General features: G+C 74.0%; 11 protein-coding genes. 6 read left to right on the plus strand and 5 right to left on the minus strand.

Annotated elements, in window-relative coordinates; translation table 11 throughout:
- Positions 1-7 precede the first annotated feature (7 nt).
- Together mutM and ACYVAP_RS06905 are read left to right on the plus strand one after the other, a co-directional pair.
- Positions 8-1,021, plus strand: a complete 1,014-nt coding sequence (gene mutM, locus ACYVAP_RS06900; RefSeq protein WP_498860091.1) for an Fpg/Nei family DNA glycosylase — start codon at positions 8-10, stop codon at positions 1,019-1,021.
- Complete coding sequence (locus ACYVAP_RS06905) at positions 1,018-1,638, plus strand: response regulator (RefSeq protein ID WP_498860092.1); 621 nt, start codon at positions 1,018-1,020, stop codon at positions 1,636-1,638. Before mutM ends, ACYVAP_RS06905 begins: the two co-directional genes overlap by 4 nt.
- Positions 1,639-1,664: 26 nt before the next feature.
- Here ACYVAP_RS06905 and ACYVAP_RS06910 read toward each other — a convergent pair whose 3' ends face one another.
- From ACYVAP_RS06910 to ACYVAP_RS06930, 5 genes are read right to left on the minus strand one after another with little or no spacing between them, the layout of a single operon-like run.
- A complete protein-coding gene (locus tag ACYVAP_RS06910; protein ID WP_498860093.1) occupies positions 1,665-2,783 on the minus strand; it encodes a sensor histidine kinase in 1,119 nt (372 codons plus the stop codon).
- Complete coding sequence (gene cydC / locus ACYVAP_RS06915) at positions 2,780-4,420, minus strand: amino acid ABC transporter ATP-binding/permease protein (RefSeq protein WP_498860094.1); 1,641 nt, start codon at positions 4,418-4,420, stop codon at positions 2,780-2,782. The genes ACYVAP_RS06910 and cydC overlap by 4 nt, the downstream gene beginning before the upstream one ends.
- Positions 4,417-6,138 carry an ABC transporter ATP-binding protein/permease gene (cydD, locus tag ACYVAP_RS06920; protein WP_498860095.1) on the minus strand — a complete coding sequence of 574 codons (1,722 nt, stop codon included), beginning with the start codon at positions 6,136-6,138 and terminating at the stop codon, positions 4,417-4,419. Before cydD ends, cydC begins: the two co-directional genes overlap by 4 nt.
- The gene (gene cydB / locus ACYVAP_RS06925; protein WP_498860096.1) at positions 6,135-7,217 is read right to left on the minus strand and encodes a cytochrome d ubiquinol oxidase subunit II; all 1,083 of its coding nucleotides are present in this window, start codon (positions 7,215-7,217) and stop codon (positions 6,135-6,137) included. The genes cydD and cydB overlap by 4 nt, the downstream gene beginning before the upstream one ends.
- 19 nt (positions 7,218-7,236) lie before the next feature.
- A complete protein-coding gene (locus ACYVAP_RS06930) occupies positions 7,237-8,769 on the minus strand; it encodes a cytochrome ubiquinol oxidase subunit I (protein WP_498860097.1) in 1,533 nt (510 codons plus the stop codon).
- A 352-nt stretch (positions 8,770-9,121) separates the two neighbouring features.
- Here ACYVAP_RS06930 and ACYVAP_RS06935 point away from each other — a divergent pair, with 352 nt between their 5' ends.
- From ACYVAP_RS06935 to obgE, 4 genes are all read left to right on the plus strand, one after another.
- Entirely contained in the window at positions 9,122-12,115 is a 2,994-nt protein-coding gene (locus ACYVAP_RS06935) for an Rne/Rng family ribonuclease (RefSeq protein ID WP_498860098.1), read from the plus strand.
- A 235-nt stretch (positions 12,116-12,350) separates the two neighbouring features.
- A complete protein-coding gene (gene rplU / locus ACYVAP_RS06940; protein WP_264451325.1) occupies positions 12,351-12,659 on the plus strand; it encodes a 50S ribosomal protein L21 in 309 nt (102 codons plus the stop codon).
- A 42-nt stretch (positions 12,660-12,701) separates the two neighbouring features.
- A complete protein-coding gene (gene rpmA / locus ACYVAP_RS06945) occupies positions 12,702-12,956 on the plus strand; it encodes a 50S ribosomal protein L27 (protein WP_137770576.1) in 255 nt (84 codons plus the stop codon).
- Positions 12,957-13,056: 100 nt separating this feature from the next.
- Entirely contained in the window at positions 13,057-14,592 is a 1,536-nt protein-coding gene (gene obgE / locus ACYVAP_RS06950) for a GTPase Obg (RefSeq protein WP_498860099.1), read from the plus strand.
- Positions 14,593-14,594: the final 2 nt, after the last annotated feature.

The following is a 14,594-nucleotide window of genomic DNA, read 5'->3' on the forward strand; positions in this document are numbered from 1 at the left end:
ACCGCGCATGCCGGAGCTGCCCGAGGTCGAGGTGGTGCGTCGCGGTCTCGCCGAGCGTTCGGTGGGCCGCACGATCACGGGCCTCGAGGTGCTCGACGCCCGCAGCCTGCGCCGCCAGAGCGGCGGGGAGGACCGCCTGCGCGCCGTGCTGCTCGGCGCCCGGATCAGCGCCGTCGTGCGCCGCGGGAAGTTCCTGTGGCTGCGCCTGGCCGATGGGACGACAGTCGAACGGCCGACGGCCGACGGTGCGGTGCCGGACGGCGCGGAGACGGGCGAGGCGCTCATGGCGCACCTCGGCATGAGCGGCCAGCTCCGCCTCACGACGGGGGAGACCCCGGCCCCGGCGCGCGAATCCTCCGAGGGGCCGGCCTCCGATCCGCTCCGTCACCGCCGGGTCTCGCTCTCCCTCGAGGACGGCTCCCGCATCGACCTCGTGGACCAGCGGCTGTTCGGCGGGGTCTGGGCGAGCCCCCTCGTCCCCGCTCCGGACGGCCTCCCCGCCGGCGAGGGCAGCCCGGACTCCCTGCTGCCCGAGGCCGCCGCGCACGTGGCCCGCGACCTCCTCGACCCCGCGATCGACCTCCCCGAGGTGGCCCGCCGGATGCGCACCCGCCGCGCGCCGGTGAAGGCGCTGCTGCTGGACCAGGCGCTCGTCTCCGGGATCGGCAACATCTACGCGGACGAGGGCCTCTGGGCCGCCCGCGTGCGCGACGACACCCCCGGCGCGGCGCTCTCCCAGCGCACCGCCCACGCCCTGCTGCGGGAGACCGCCGCCGTCATGCGCCGCGCCCTCGCGGTGGGCGGCACGAGCTTCGACGCGCTGTACGTGAACGTCGACGGCCGCAGCGGCTACTTCGCCCGCTCCCTCGCCGCCTACGGCAAGGAGGGGGAGCCGTGCCCTCGCTGCGGGACGCCGATCCGCCGCCGTGCCTTCGCCGGCCGCTCGAGCCACTTCTGCCCGCGCTGCCAGCGGGCCCCGCGACCACCCCGATCCCGCCCGACGGAAGGACCTTCGCGATGAGCGACCAGAACCCGCCCCCGATCCGCGTCATGCTCGTGGACGACCACGAGGTGGTGCGGCGCGGCATCGTCACCGTTATCTCCTCCCATCCCCGGCTCGAGGTGGTGGGGGAGGCGTCCACGGTCGCCGAGGCGAACCGTCGTCTGCCCGCGATCCGCCCCGAGGTGCTCGTGGTGGACCTCCAGCTGCCCGACGGCACCGGGCTCGACGTCATGCGCCGCGCCCGGGAGGTCGAGCCCGAGCAGACGATGCTCGTGCTCACGAGCTTCGACGACGACGCGGCCGTGCGGGAGTCCCGCGAGAGCGGCGCGGCCGGGCTCGTGCTGAAGTCCGCCCGCTCCCAGGAGATCGTCGACGCGATCCTCGCGGTGCACGGCGGGGGGAGCATCTGGCCTGCCGGCCACGAGAGCGAGGAGCCGGAGCTGTCGCCGTCGGACGGCCGGATCGTCGAGCTCATCGGCGACGGCCACTCGAACCGGGAGATCGCCGAGCAGCTGGGGATCGCGGAGAAGACGGTGAAGAACCGGATCACGGTGATCCTGCAGACCCTCGGCATGCAGCGCCGCACCCAGGTCGTCGCCATGGTCGCGGCCCGGCGCCGCGCCGGCTGGCGCTGAGTCCGACGGAGCGGTTCCAGTCCTCCTCAGTCCTCCGGGGGCAGCGTCACCCGCCACGAGATCATCGTGCCGGGCTCGAGGCTGATCGCGTCGACCCAGCCGGAGTGCCGCCGCGCCCGCGAGGACATGTTCGCGAGCCCGCTGCGGCGGGTGACCGAGGGATCGATCCCGCGGCCGTTGTCCGAGACGTCGACCTGGACCACCCGGTCCACCCCCTCCTCGATCACGCTGACCGAGACGGCGACTGCGCTCGCATGGGCATGCCGGGCGGCGTTGGCGAGGCACTCGCGCACCACGGCGACCACGTCCTCGGCGATCTCCCGGGGGAGCATGCGGTCGAGCTCCGAGGGGTCCGCGGGCATCCGCAGGGTCGGCACGAAGCCGAGCCCGCTGGTGGCGAGGCCCACCTCGTGGCGCAGCCGCTCCGCGAGCGTCGCCTCACTGCGCTCGCGGCGCAGAGACTGCACGATCTGACGGATCTGCGCCACCGCGTTCTCGACGCCCTCGACGCCGGCGGCGACCGCCGAGCGGATCCGGGCGTTGCTGGGCGGCTCGCCGGTGGAGGACAGCGACTGGGCGAGGGCCTCGAGCTCCATCCCCACCGCGAACAGCTCCTGGATCGCGAGGTCGTGGAGGTCGCGGGCGATGCGCCCGCGCTCGTCGTCGAGCTCGCCCGCGTCGCCGAGGTCCGGGAGGCGCAGCGTGAGCGCCACGAGCGCGGCGAGCGCGTCGAGCCGCTCCCGGCTGCCCGTGCCGGCGCGTGAGGGACCGGTCGTCGTCGGCGGGCCGAGCACCAGCAGGGCGCCGGTCCCGTGCTCCCCGGCGTCGACCACCGCGGCGTCCACCGCGAGCATCCCGGAGCCGAGGTCCACCGTCGCGATCGACTCGACGCCCTCCGCCGACCCGGTGCGCAGCGCGGTGCCGAGACCCGACGCCGGCCGGACGGACGCGCCGAGCAGACGGGAGGAGGAAGGGCCGTCCGCGAGCTCGACGACCCAGCCGCCGGAGCCGTCGGCGAGCACGAGCAGGGCATCCTCCGCCCCGAGGTCGCTGCGCGCCGAGCGCACGAGCAGCTCGAGCAGCTCCTCGGGCTCCGCGCCCGCGAGCACGGCGCTCGTGAGGTCCTGGATCCGGGTGCGGGTCATCGGAGCTCCTCGATCCTGAGCACGGGGGTGCCGGGCGGGATCGCCGACTCCCGATGGGTGACGACCACGACCGTGCTCGTCGCCGGCACGAGGGACTCGTCCCCGGGGGTGAGCAGGGAGCGCAGCAGCGCGTCGCCGCGGGCGGCGTCGAGGTGCTCGGTGGGCTCGTCGAGCAGGAGGATCGGCCCCGAGCGGAGCACGGCTCGCGCCAGCAGCAGGCGACGCCGCTCGCCGCCGGAGACGGTGGTGCCGTCCGGTCCGAGCAGGGTGTCGAGGCCGGCCGGGAGTGTACGCACCCATGCCGCGAGGCCGACGGCCGCGAGCGCGGCGCGCGCCTCCTCGTCGGTCACGTCCCCGCGCACCACGCGCAGGTTCTCCCGCAGCGTCGTCGCGAAGACGTGCGCGTCCTCGGGGAAGGCCGTGACCTGCTGACGGGGGTCCTCGCCCGCGGCGTCGACGGTGCCCTCGAGCGGGTCGAGCAGCCCGGCGAGCGTGAGCAGCAGCGTGGTCTTCCCGCTGCCGGAGGGACCGAGCACCGCGAGCCGCGACCCGGCGGGCAGGTCGAGGTCGAGGTCCCGGACGACCGGCGCCCCGGCCGTCCAGCCCGCGGTGAGCCCCTGGGCGCGCAGCGGCGCGGTGATCGCGCGCTCCACGCTGCGGGAGGGCTCCGGTCGGGCCGCGTCCCAGCGCTCACCGGCGGCGGCCTCGAGGCGGGCGGCGGCGGAGCGGGAGCGGGCGTGCTGGGCGGCCGCGGCGGGCAGCGCGGTCGCGGCCTCGAAGGCGGAGAGCGGCAGCAGCACGAGCACGCCGATCTGCCCGGCGGTCGCGGCGCCGGCGGACCACGCGGCGCCCGCCGCGATCAGGGACCCGAGGACGGTCAGCGCGATCGCGAGCGGCACGGCGGCCGTCGCGAGGGCGGCGGGCAGGGCGGCGCGGTCCAGGGCGCGGTCCTGGCGTCGCTGGGAGGCGGCGAGACCGGCCAGGGATTCATCGAGCCGGCCCTCGAGCCGCAGGGAGGTCGCGTCGTCGAGGATCTCGAGCAGGTTCGTGCCCACCCCCGCGCGGCCCTCGACCACCGCCTCCTCCCGCACCCGGGCTGCGCGGTGCGCGGCGGCGGGGGCGAGGAGAGCCGCGACGAGCTGGCCCAGCAGCATCGCCACCGCGCCGAGCGGCGAGATCGGGGCGATCGTGACGACGGCGACCATGGCCATCACGGCCGCGACGAGCGCGGGGACGATCGCGGAGACCACGTGGTCGCCGAGCTCCTGGGCGTCGTCCCCGAGCCGGGTGAGCAGGTCGCCGCGGCGCAGGCGGGTCAGCGCGTCGTCGCGGCGGGAGGCGAGCGCCGTGAACAGGGTGGCGCGCAGGGAGACGACGCCGCGCAGGGCGACGTCGTGCGCGAGCATCCGGTCCAGCCAGCGCAGCACCGCCCGGGAGACGCCGAGGGCACGCACGGCGACCACGGCGACCGTCAGGTCGAGCACGGGAGGCATCGTCCAGGCGCGGGTGACGAGATAGGCGGAGACCGCGGCGAGGGCGAAGGCGGCCCCGGCGGTCGCGGAGGCGGCGAGGACGGCGGCGAGCAGGCGGCCCCGCGGGATCGCGAGGGCTCGCTCCGCCGTGCGCAGCGCGGTCATCCGGTCACCTCCGTCCCGAGGGACACGACGTCGTCCGCCCGTCCGAGGAGGGTCTCACGATGGGCGACCACGAGGACGGTGCGTCCCTGCTCGCGCAGGCGGTCCACGAGGTCCAGCACGATCTGCTCCGTGCCGCCGTCGAGGTGGGCCGTCGGCTCGTCGAGGACCACGAGCGGGGCGGGGGAGAGGAGGGCCCGGGCGAGGGAGAGGCGCTGCCGCTCGCCGAGGGAGAGGCCGCGGCCGCCGCGGCCGAGGTCAGCGTCCCAGCCGCGCGCGGCGATCACCGGGGCGAGCCCCGTGAGCCGCGCCGCCTCCTCGAGCTCCTCCGGGCTCGCCCCGGGGCGGGCGGCGGTGAGCACCTCGCGGAGGGTCCCCGGCGGGAGCACCGGGCGCTGGGGGAGCAGGGTCAGCTGGTCCCAGTAGCTGCGCCGGTCCAGGTCGCGGACGTCGGTCACGGCGCCGTCGGGCCCGATCACCTCGGCGCGTCCGCGATCGGGGTCGAGCAGGCCCAACAGCACCTGCACGGCGGTGGTCTTGCCGGTCCCGGAGGCGCCGGTGAGCGCGAGCACGCGGCCCGGGCGCAGGGTGAGCTCGGCGCCGTCCGGGGCGAGACCGTGCCGGGAGGCCACGGCGACGTCCCGCAGGGCAAGGGTCGAGCGGCGCAGGTCCGGCGCGGGCAGCGTCCCGGCGGAGGGCCGGGGCTCCGCGAGCACGGTGAAGGTCGCGTCGAGCGCCGCGAGGCCGTCGGTCGAGGCGTGGTAGCGGGCACCGACGTTCCGCAGCGGCAGGTGCACCTCGGGGGCGAGCACGAGCACCGCGAGCGCCGGCGCGAGCTCCATCTCCCCGGCGACGAGCCGCAGGCCGATGCTCACCGCGACGAGGGCGACGCACAGGGTCGCGAGGAACTCGAGCACCATCGAGGAGAGGAAGGCGTAGCGCAGCGAGCCGAGGGCGGAGGCGCGGTGGCGGTCGCCGAGCGCGCGCACGGTCTGCTCGGGCCCGTGCTCGCGGCCCAGGGCGCGCAGGGTGGGCAGCCCGTCCACGAGGTCCAGCAGCTGCGCCCACAGCGAGCGCATGTCCTCGATGAGCCGGGCGGAGCGGCCCACGGTGAGGGAGCCCACGAGGATCATGAACAGCGGGATCAGCGGCAGGGTCACGAGGGTGATGACGGCGCTCAGCGGGTCCAGGAGCGCGATCACGAGGAGGCACAGCGGGGTGACGGTCGCGGCGAGCAGGAGCTGGGGGACGTAGCCCACGAGATAGGGCCGCAGCTTCTCCAGCCCGCTCGTCGCGAGCGAGGCGACGTCCGCCCCGCGCCCGGCTCCGGCCCGGGGGCCGAGCTCCGCCGTGTGAGAGACCAGGCGCAGCCGGAGGTCCGCGATCGTGGCCGTCGCGGAGCGGTGGCCGTAGCGCTCGGTGATCCCTGCCGCGAGCGCCCTCACGCCGAGGGCGAGGAGGACGGCGGCGAGCGTCCCCGGCAGGGTCGTCGGCAGGGTGTCGTCCTGCAGCAGGGCCGTGCCGATCCGTGCGAGCCCGAGGGCGACGGTGATCGCGCAGGCCGCCTGCACGAGCCCCAGCAGCACGGTGCGCAGCACGTGGCCCCGGGCGGCACGCACCTCCCGCACGAGGCGCGGGTCCAGGGGCGCGCGGCTGCGGCGGGCGGGCGGCGCCGGGGCGTCGACCGGGCTGCCGACGGGGGTCTCGGCGGGGGCGGTCACTCCGCCTCGAACGCCCGACGGTGGCCCTCGGCGAGACGGGCGGCGAGGGGCTTCACGGTGGCCCGGGTGGAGCCGTCCTCGTTCAGACGATGGCGGAACACCCAGTACGCCCAGCTCTGGTAGACGAGGATCACCGGCACGAGGATGCAGGTCACGACGAGCATGATCGTCAGCGTGTGCGGGGTCGAGGAGGAGCCCGCGACCGTCAGCCCGGTGCCCTCGAGGCCCGTGGACGGCATGACGTAGGGGAACAGCCCGCCGAACAGCGTCGCCGCAGCGGCGAGGATCGCGACGCCCGTCCCCACGAGGCTGAGACCCTCACGCCGGGCGCGCTGGGCGAGCAGGGTCCCCACGAGGGCGAGGGCCGCCACGAGCAGCGGCACCCAGGTCCACGACTGGTGCGAGTACGCCAGCTGGTACCAGAGCAGCAGCGCGGCACCGCCCACGAGGGCGGGGAGCATGAGCAGCCGTGCCCGGCGGCGGGCCCGCTCCCGCAGCTCGCCCTGGAGCTTCAGCGTGAGGTAGTGCGAGCCGTGCAGCCAGAAGAGCAGCACGAGCACCACGCCGGCGAGGAGCGCGAAGGGCTGCAGGAGCCCGGCGGCGGAGGTCACGACCCAGCGGTTCTGGTCGATCTCGACGCCCGCGACGACGTCGCCGAGCACGATGCCCCAGAGGAACGGCGGCAGGAAGCCGGTCGCGACGTGGATCCCGTCCCAGGCGCGGCGCCACGCGTCGCCGGGTCGCGCGTCGCGATAGGTGAAGGCGACCACGCGCACGATCAGCGAGAACAGCAGGAGCAGCAGCACGGGGTAGAAGCCGGAGAAGAGCGTGGCGTACCACTCGGGGAAGGCCGCGAAGATCGCGGCGGCGCCGGTGATGATCCACACCTGGTTGCCGTCCCAGACGGGGTGGATGGTGCTCAGCAGGGTGTGGCGCTCGTGGTCGTCACGGGCGAGGGTGCCCACGTTCATCTGCACGCCGAAGTCGAAGCCCTCGAGCACGAAGTACACGCCGAACAGGAGCGCGATGAGCGCGAACCAGGCGATCTGGAGGCCGGTGGGGGCGAGGAGGGGGTCCATGGCGGTCGTCCTTCCGTTCTCAGTAGTCGAAGGAGAGCACGGGCGTGTCCAGCTGCCCCGTGTCCGGGTCGCGATGGGGCAGCGGGGCGCCCTGGAGCGCGGTGCGCCGGATGAGCAGGAACCACACGACCGCGAGGACGCCGTAGACGAGCGTGAAGGCGATCAGGCTCGCCACCACCCAGCCCGCGGGATGGCTCGAGACCCCCTGGAGCGTCATGAGCCGCACGGTCGGGTCGTCGGGGTTGGGGTGCACCACCCAGGGCTGGCGTCCCATCTCGGTGAACACCCAGCCGGCGGAGTTCGCGAAGAACGGCATGGGGATCGCGAGCACGGTGAACCACTGGAAGGCGCGCGAGCCGGTGGTGCGGCCCTTCCTCGTGGCCCACAGGGCCCACAGCGCGACGACGCCGCTGAAGGCCGCGAGACCCATCATCAGGCGGAAGGACCAGTAGGTGACGAAGAGGTTGGGGCGGTACTCCGCGGTGACCTGGTTCCCGTGGATGTCGGTGACCGTCGAGCCGAACTCCTCCTGCGCCTGGGCGTTGAGCTCGTCGACGCCCTGGAGGGTTGCGTCGAAGGTGTGGGTGGCCAGGAAGGAGGTCACGTAGGGGACCTCGATGAGGTGGGTGATGCTCGAGCAGTCCTGGGCGAAGGCGTCGGGCCCGCCCACGGTGAGGATCGAGAAGGAGGCGCCGGTCTCGGTCTCGCACAGCGCCTCGGCCGAGGCCATCTTCATCGGCTGCTGCTTGAACATGATCTGTGCCTGCTGATCGCCGGAGACCACCAGGGCGATCGCGGCCAGGACCATGGCGAGCACGCCGAAGCGCACCGTGGGCCGGTAGAGGCCGCGGGCCAGCTCGTGCTGGCGCGCGCCCTCCTCGGTGTCCCGGCCCGCCTCGTCCGCGGCGCGGTGGTGCTTGACCATGTGCCAGGAGGCGATGCCGGTGACGAAGGCGGCGGCGACGAGCCAGGCGCCCGCGATCACGTGGGGGAAGGCGGCGAGCGTCGTGACGTTGGTGAGCACCGCCCACAGCGAGTCGAGCTCCGCGCGGCCGGTCTCCGGGTTCAGGGTCGCGCCCACGGGGTGCTGCATGAAGGAGTTCGCGGCCACGATGAAGTAGGCCGAGCACGTGGTGCCCAGGGCGACCGCCCAGATCGTCAGCAGGTGGATCCTCTCCGGCAGCTTGTTCCAGCCGAAGATCCACAGGCCCAGGAAGACCGACTCGAGGAAGAAGGCGACGAGCCCCTCGAGGGCGAGCGGCGCGCCGAACACGTCACCGACGTACCGCGCGTACTCCGACCAGTTCAGGCCGAACTGGAACTCCTGGACGATGCCCGTCGCGATGCCGATCGCGAAGTTCAGCACGAGCAGGGAGCCGAAGAACTTCGTCATACGGGTCCAGGCGTCCTTGCGGTCCGGGTCCTTCGCGAACACGGAGAAGGTCTGCATGACCGCGACGAGCAGCGAGAGGCCGATCGTGAGCGGGACGAAGAGGAAGTGGTAGACGGTGGTGATGCCGAACTGCCACCGGGCAAGATCGAGGGCTTCCATGAATGCTCCAAGTCGGGGGACGACGGGACGCCACGACGACCGTACGGTGCACCGCAGCACGGCCGTGGGGACCATGGTCCTCCCTCCCCGGGTGACACGCATCCCGGTCCGAGGGGCCCGCTGTGCCATACTGACCGCGGCACTCTCCTGCTCCGTACCGGGTGGGGGAACCTCCCGGCGTCGATGCGCCGGAGCACCGGTGACGCGTCCGTCGCGACCGAGTCGGCTCCTCCATCGACACGCTGCGCTCCCCTCGGGAGCAGCGCCTGGCGAGGGCCGGAGACTTCCGTCCCCCAGGACGATGACCACGTGGACCCAGGGTGCGCTGGATCCTTTCGAAGGAGACGGCCTCATGGCTGACAGCACCACCACCCCCGATCCCGCGGATCCCGCGCCCCGCCGGACCCGCCGCCGCGCGGCTGGAGCCCCCGCCGGCGCCCCGGCGCCGTCCGTCGTCGAGACGCCCGCCGCGGAGTCCTCCGAGACCTCTGCGGCCCCCCGCACGTCCGTGCCCGAGCAGACGGCGGCCCCCGCTGAGCCCACCTCCCCGAAGCGCCCCCGTCGCCGTGCGGCCGGTGCCCCGGCCGGTGCCCCCGTGTTCCGCGCGGCCACCGATCCCGCCCCCGAGCCCGAGGTCGAGGAGGCCCCGGCCCCCGCGCCGGAGGCCGACGTCGAGCAGGACGCCCCCGAGGAGGACGCCCCCGCGGCGCCCGAGCCCACCACCCGCGCCGAGCGCGAGCGTCCCGCCGAGGACGACCACGACACCTCGAGCGTCGTCGCAGATCTTCGCGCCCTCGCCGATGCCCGCGGCAGCGGCGACCGCGCCGACGAGGACGGCCGGGAGCGCCGCGAGCGCGCCCAGCTCGACTTCGCCTCGCTCCTGTTCCAGGCGCCGGCGCCCGCGCAGCCCCGCACCACCGTCGGCCCCGGCCTGCCCGTGTTCTCCGAGGACGAGGACGACGAGACCCCCGACAGCGCGGAGGACCGCGAGGACGCCGACGGGACCGACGCGGACGACCGCGACCGGGACGAGCGCGACGCCCAGGGCTCCGACGATGACGACGAGCAGCGCTCCGGCGCCTCCCGCCGCCGTCGCCGCCGCGGCGGCCGCGGTCGGCGCGGCCGCGGTCGCGGCGAGGACGACGCCCGCGACGAGGAGCAGGGCGAGGACGACCGGGGCGATGCCTCCGGTGACGCCGACGACGCCGCGCAGGACGAGGACTCCCAGGACGACGCCGAGCAGCGCACCGAGGGCGAGGGCAGGTCCTCGCGCTCGCGGTCCGGCCGCCGCCGGGGCCGCGGTCGCGGCGCGGGCGCCCGCTCCGAGGAGCCCGCCGAGGGCGACAGCGCCCCCGAGGGCTCGGCGGAGGACGCCGGGGTCGAGGGCTCCGGCTCCGAGGACTCCGGTCCCGACGACCAGGACCAGTCCGGCTCCTCGTCGAGCTCGCGCCGGCGTCGCCGCCGTCGCCGCTCGGACGCGGGGGACGGCGAGTCGACCTCGCCCGACGATCCGCCCAACACCGTGGTCAAGGTCCGCGAGGCCCGTGACGAGGTGAAGGCCGTCAAGGGCTCGACCCGTCTCGAGGCCAAGAAGCAGCGCCGCCGCGAGGGCCGCGACAACGGCCGTCGTCGCAACGTCATCACCGAGGCGGAGTTCCTCGCCCGCCGCGAGTCCGTGAAGCGCTCGATGATCGTGCGCGAGCGCCCGGGCCGCACGCAGATCGCCGTGCTCGAGGACGACGTGCTCGTCGAGCACTACGTCGCCGCGAAGTCGCACACCTCGATGGTCGGCAACGTGTACCTGGGCAAGGTCCAGAACGTGCTGCCCTCGATGGAGGCCGCGTTCGTGGACATCGGCAAGGGCCGCAACGCCGTGCTCTACGCCGGCGAGGTGAACTGGGACGCCGTGGGTCTCGAGGGCCAGCCGCGCCGCATCGAGCTCGCCCTCAAGAGCGGCGACCCGGTGCTGGTCCAGGTCACCAAGGACCCGATCGGCCACAAGGGCGCTCGGCTCACGAGCCAGATCTCGCTGCCCGGCCGCTACGTCGTCTTCGTGCCCGGTGGCTCGATGACGGGCATCTCCCGCAAGCTCCCGGACACCGAGCGCAACCGCCTGAAGAAGATCATGCGCCAGCTCATCCCGGAGGACGCGGGCGTCATCGTGCGCACCGCCGCTGAGGGGGCGAGCGAGGAGGAGCTGACCCACGACGTCGAGCGCCTGCGCGCCCAGTGGGAGAAGATCCAGAAGGCGCAGAAGGCGCGCTCCGCGCCGATCGCTCTCTCCCAGGAGCCCGACCTCGCGATCAAGGTGGTCCGCGACGTCTTCAACGAGGACTTCACCTCGCTGATCGTCGAGGGCTCCTCGACCTACGAGGCCGTCCACGAGTACGTCAAGGACGTGGCCCCGGACCTCCTCGAGCGCGTCACCGCGCACGTGGGCCCCAAGGACTCCTTCGCGAAGCACCGCGTGGACGAGCAGCTGCTCAAGGCCATGGACCGCAAGGTCTACCTGCCCTCCGGCGGCTCCCTCGTCATCGACCGAACCGAGGCGATGACGGTCATCGACGTGAACACCGGCAAGTTCACCGGCTCCGGCGGATCCCTCGAGGAGACGGTGACCCGCAACAACCTCGAGTCCGCCGAGGAGATCGTGCGCCAGCTGCGGCTGCGCGACATCGGCGGCATCATCGTCATCGACTTCATCGACATGGTGCTCGAGTCCAACCGCGACCTCGTGCTGCGGCGCCTGGTCGAGTGCCTGGGCCGTGACCGCACCAAGCACCAGGTCGCCGAGGTCACCTCGCTGGGCCTCGTGCAGATGACCCGCAAGCGCGTGGGCCAGGGCCTCGTGGAGACCTTCTCCACCACCTGCGAGCACTGCAACGGCCGCGGCGTCCTCGTGGACATCGACGGCGAGGCGCACCAGCACGGCGACGGCGGCGGCGCCCGCATCGACGGACCGGACGAGCAGTCCTCCTCCGGCTCCTCCCGCTCGGGCAAACGCCGTCGCGGCCGCGGCCGCGGCAAGGACTCCGAGGGCGGCGAGACGGACAAGGGCGGCGAGAACGCCGGCGACCACGCCGACGAGTCCGGGGACGTCCACCGCCTCGGGAACGACGACACGCGGGCCCTGGCCCGCGCGACGATCGCCTCCATCGCGGCGGCGACCACCTCGCACCCGCACCCGGAGGTCGTCGTGGACGGCGAGGTCGTCGCGGTGGCCGAGGGCGAGGAGCCTGCTCCGACGCAGGCCGAGGCCGCCCCCGCGACGCCGGAGGCCCCGGCGGAGGAGCTCCCGAGTACCTCCGCGGACGGCGAGCAGAGCGCCCTGAACTCCGAGGCGTGACGCGTTCCACAGCATTCCTGCAGGTCGCGGCGCACACCGTGGTTGACCGCAGGGTGCGGGGATCGTAGGCTGTCCCGTGGCGCTCAGCGCGCCGATGCCCTTCCCCTCCGGGTCCGCCTGGCCGCAGCCTCCCTCCCGTCCGCGGGACCGGTCGACGGTCGCAGGTCGGCGGTTCGACCCGGGGAACGGCACCCCTCAGCAGAAGCAGCAGTACTCATCGAGATGGAGCAGTGACGTGGTGTACGCAATCGTCCGCGCAGGCGGCCGTCAGGAGAAGGTGTCGGTCGGCGACACCATCGTGATCAACCGCGTGGCCGGCGAGGCGGGCGACGCCGTGGAGCTCGCCCCCGTCCTGCTGGTCGACGGTGACAAGATCACCTCGACGCAGGCCGACCTCGGCAAGGTCAAGGTCACGGCGGAGAAGGTCGAGGACCTCCGCGGTCCGAAGATCCGGATCCTCAAGTACAAGAACAAGACCGGCTACAAGAAGCGCCAGGGCCACCGCCAGGAGCTCACGCGCCTCAAGATCACCGGCATCGCCTGATCGTCCTAGCGACGTCGAAGACTCGAGAGAAGGTCACTCCTCATGGCACATAAGAAGGGCGCAAGCTCCTCCAAGAACGGTCGCGACTCGAACGCGCAGCGCCTCGGCGTGAAGCGCTTCGGCGGCCAGGTCGTCGGCGCGGGCGAGATCATCGTCCGCCAGCGCGGCACCTCCATCCACCCGGGCGACGGCGTCGGCCGCGGCAACGACGACACGCTGTTCGCGCTCACCGCGGGCACCGTCGAGTTCGGCCGCAAGCGCGACCGTCGCGTGGTCAGCGTCGTCGAGACCGCCTGATCCCGCTCCCGGCCCGTCCGGGAACCCAGCCTCTCGAGGGGCGGAGCCGCTGCTCCGCCCCTCGATGCATATCCGCTCCAGAGCCCTCGGGAGGGCACCCATGGCCACGTTCGTCGACCGCGTCCAGCTCCACGTCATCGCCGGCGCCGGCGGGAACGGCGCCGCCTCGATCCGCCGCGAGAAGTTCAAGCCCCTCGCCGGGCCCGACGGCGCCGACGGCGGCCGCGGCGGCGACGTGATCCTCGAGGTGGACCCGTCCACCACGACCCTGCTCGCCTACCACCACAAGCCCCACCGCAAGGCCACCTCGGGCGGCTTCGGCAAGGGCGACATGCGCGCCGGGGCGCGCGGCGAGGACCTGATCCTCCCCGTGCCCGACGGCACCGTCGTCGCGACCGCCGACGGCCAGGTGCTCGCGGACCTCGTGGGCGTCGGCACCCGCTTCGTCGCCGCCCAGGGCGGCCAGGGCGGCCTCGGCAACGCGGCCCTCTCCTCCCGCCAGCGCAAGGCCCCGGGCTTCGCGCTGCTCGGTGAGCCGGGGGAGGAGCGCGACCTGGTCCTCGAGCTGAAGACCGTCGCCGACGTCGCGCTCGTGGGCTACCCGAGCGCCGGCAAGAGCTCGCTCATCGCCGCGATGAGCTCCGCCCGGCCCAAGATCGCCGACTACCCCTTCACCACGCTCGTGCCGAACCTCGGCGTCGTCGAGGCCGGCGAGCACCGGTACACGATCGCCGACGTCCCCGGCCTGATCCCCGGCGCGAGCCAGGGCAAGGGACTGGGACTGGAGTTCCTGCGCCACATCGAGCGCTGCCACGTCATCGTGCACGTGCTGGACACGGCCGCCCTCGAGTCGGACCGCGACCCGGTCTCCGATCTCGAGACCATCGAGAACGAGCTCGCGACCTACGCCGCGGGCCTCGACGAGGGCGCCGGCGACCGCGTGCCGCTCATGGAGCGCCCCACCGTCATCGTCCTGAACAAGACGGACGTGCCCGACGGCGCCGACATGGCGGACCTCGTCCGTGAGCGCCTGGGCGACCGCGGCGTGCCGATCCTCGACATCTCCGCCGTGTCCCACAAGGGCCTGCGCGAGCTGTCCTTCGTCCTCGCGGGCCTCGTCGAGGAGGCGCGGGCCTCGCTGCCCGAGCCCGAGGAGGCGCCCATCGTGCTCACGCCGCGTGCGCGCGGCGGCCGCGAGTTCGAGGTGGTCAAGGAGCAGTTCGAGGGCGACAACGCCTTCCGCGTCGTGGGTGACAAGCCCGAGCGCTGGGTCAAGCAGACCGACTTCGCGAACGACGAGGCCGTGGGCTACCTCGCGGACCGCCTCGCGAAGGTGGGCGTGGAGGAGGCGCTGTACAAGGCGGGGGCCGTCGCGGGCTCGACCGTGATCATCGGTCCTGGACAGGACGCCGTGGTCTTCGACTGGGAGCCCACAATGGTGGGCGGCGCCGAGCTCCTGCTCGGCGCGCGCGGCGCGGATCGCCGCCTCGAGGACCACCACCGCCCCACGCGTGAGCAGAAGCGTGAGGAGCAGCGGGAGCGCACGGCGTCCCGGATGCAGCGGCTCGAGGCGATGGAGAAGGAGCGACGCGCCGGCCACTGGGCCGATCCGACGATCAGCGACGAGGAGAACTGAGC

The sequence above is a fragment of the Brachybacterium horti genome (assembly GCF_054777615.1).

What these genes read in the sequence shown, in the direction of transcription:
- cydC (WP_498860094.1), bottom strand. Translation starts at nt 4,420, where the DNA reads ATGACCGCGCTGCGCACGGCGGAGCGAGCCCTCGCGATCCCGCGGGGC.
- cydB (WP_498860096.1), bottom strand. Translation starts at nt 7,217, where the DNA reads ATGGACCCCCTCCTCGCCCCCACCGGCCTCCAGATCGCCTGGTTCGCG.
- obgE (WP_498860099.1), top strand. Translation starts at nt 13,057, where the DNA reads ATGGCCACGTTCGTCGACCGCGTCCAGCTCCACGTCATCGCCGGCGCC.
- ACYVAP_RS06930 (WP_498860097.1), bottom strand. Translation starts at nt 8,769, where the DNA reads ATGGAAGCCCTCGATCTTGCCCGGTGGCAGTTCGGCATCACCACCGTC.
- ACYVAP_RS06905 (WP_498860092.1), top strand. Translation starts at nt 1,018, where the DNA reads ATGAGCGACCAGAACCCGCCCCCGATCCGCGTCATGCTCGTGGACGAC.
- rpmA (WP_137770576.1), top strand. Translation starts at nt 12,702, where the DNA reads ATGGCACATAAGAAGGGCGCAAGCTCCTCCAAGAACGGTCGCGACTCG.
- mutM (WP_498860091.1), top strand. Translation starts at nt 8, where the DNA reads ATGCCGGAGCTGCCCGAGGTCGAGGTGGTGCGTCGCGGTCTCGCCGAG.
- ACYVAP_RS06935 (WP_498860098.1), top strand. Translation starts at nt 9,122, where the DNA reads ATGGCTGACAGCACCACCACCCCCGATCCCGCGGATCCCGCGCCCCGC.
- ACYVAP_RS06910 (WP_498860093.1), bottom strand. Translation starts at nt 2,783, where the DNA reads ATGACCCGCACCCGGATCCAGGACCTCACGAGCGCCGTGCTCGCGGGC.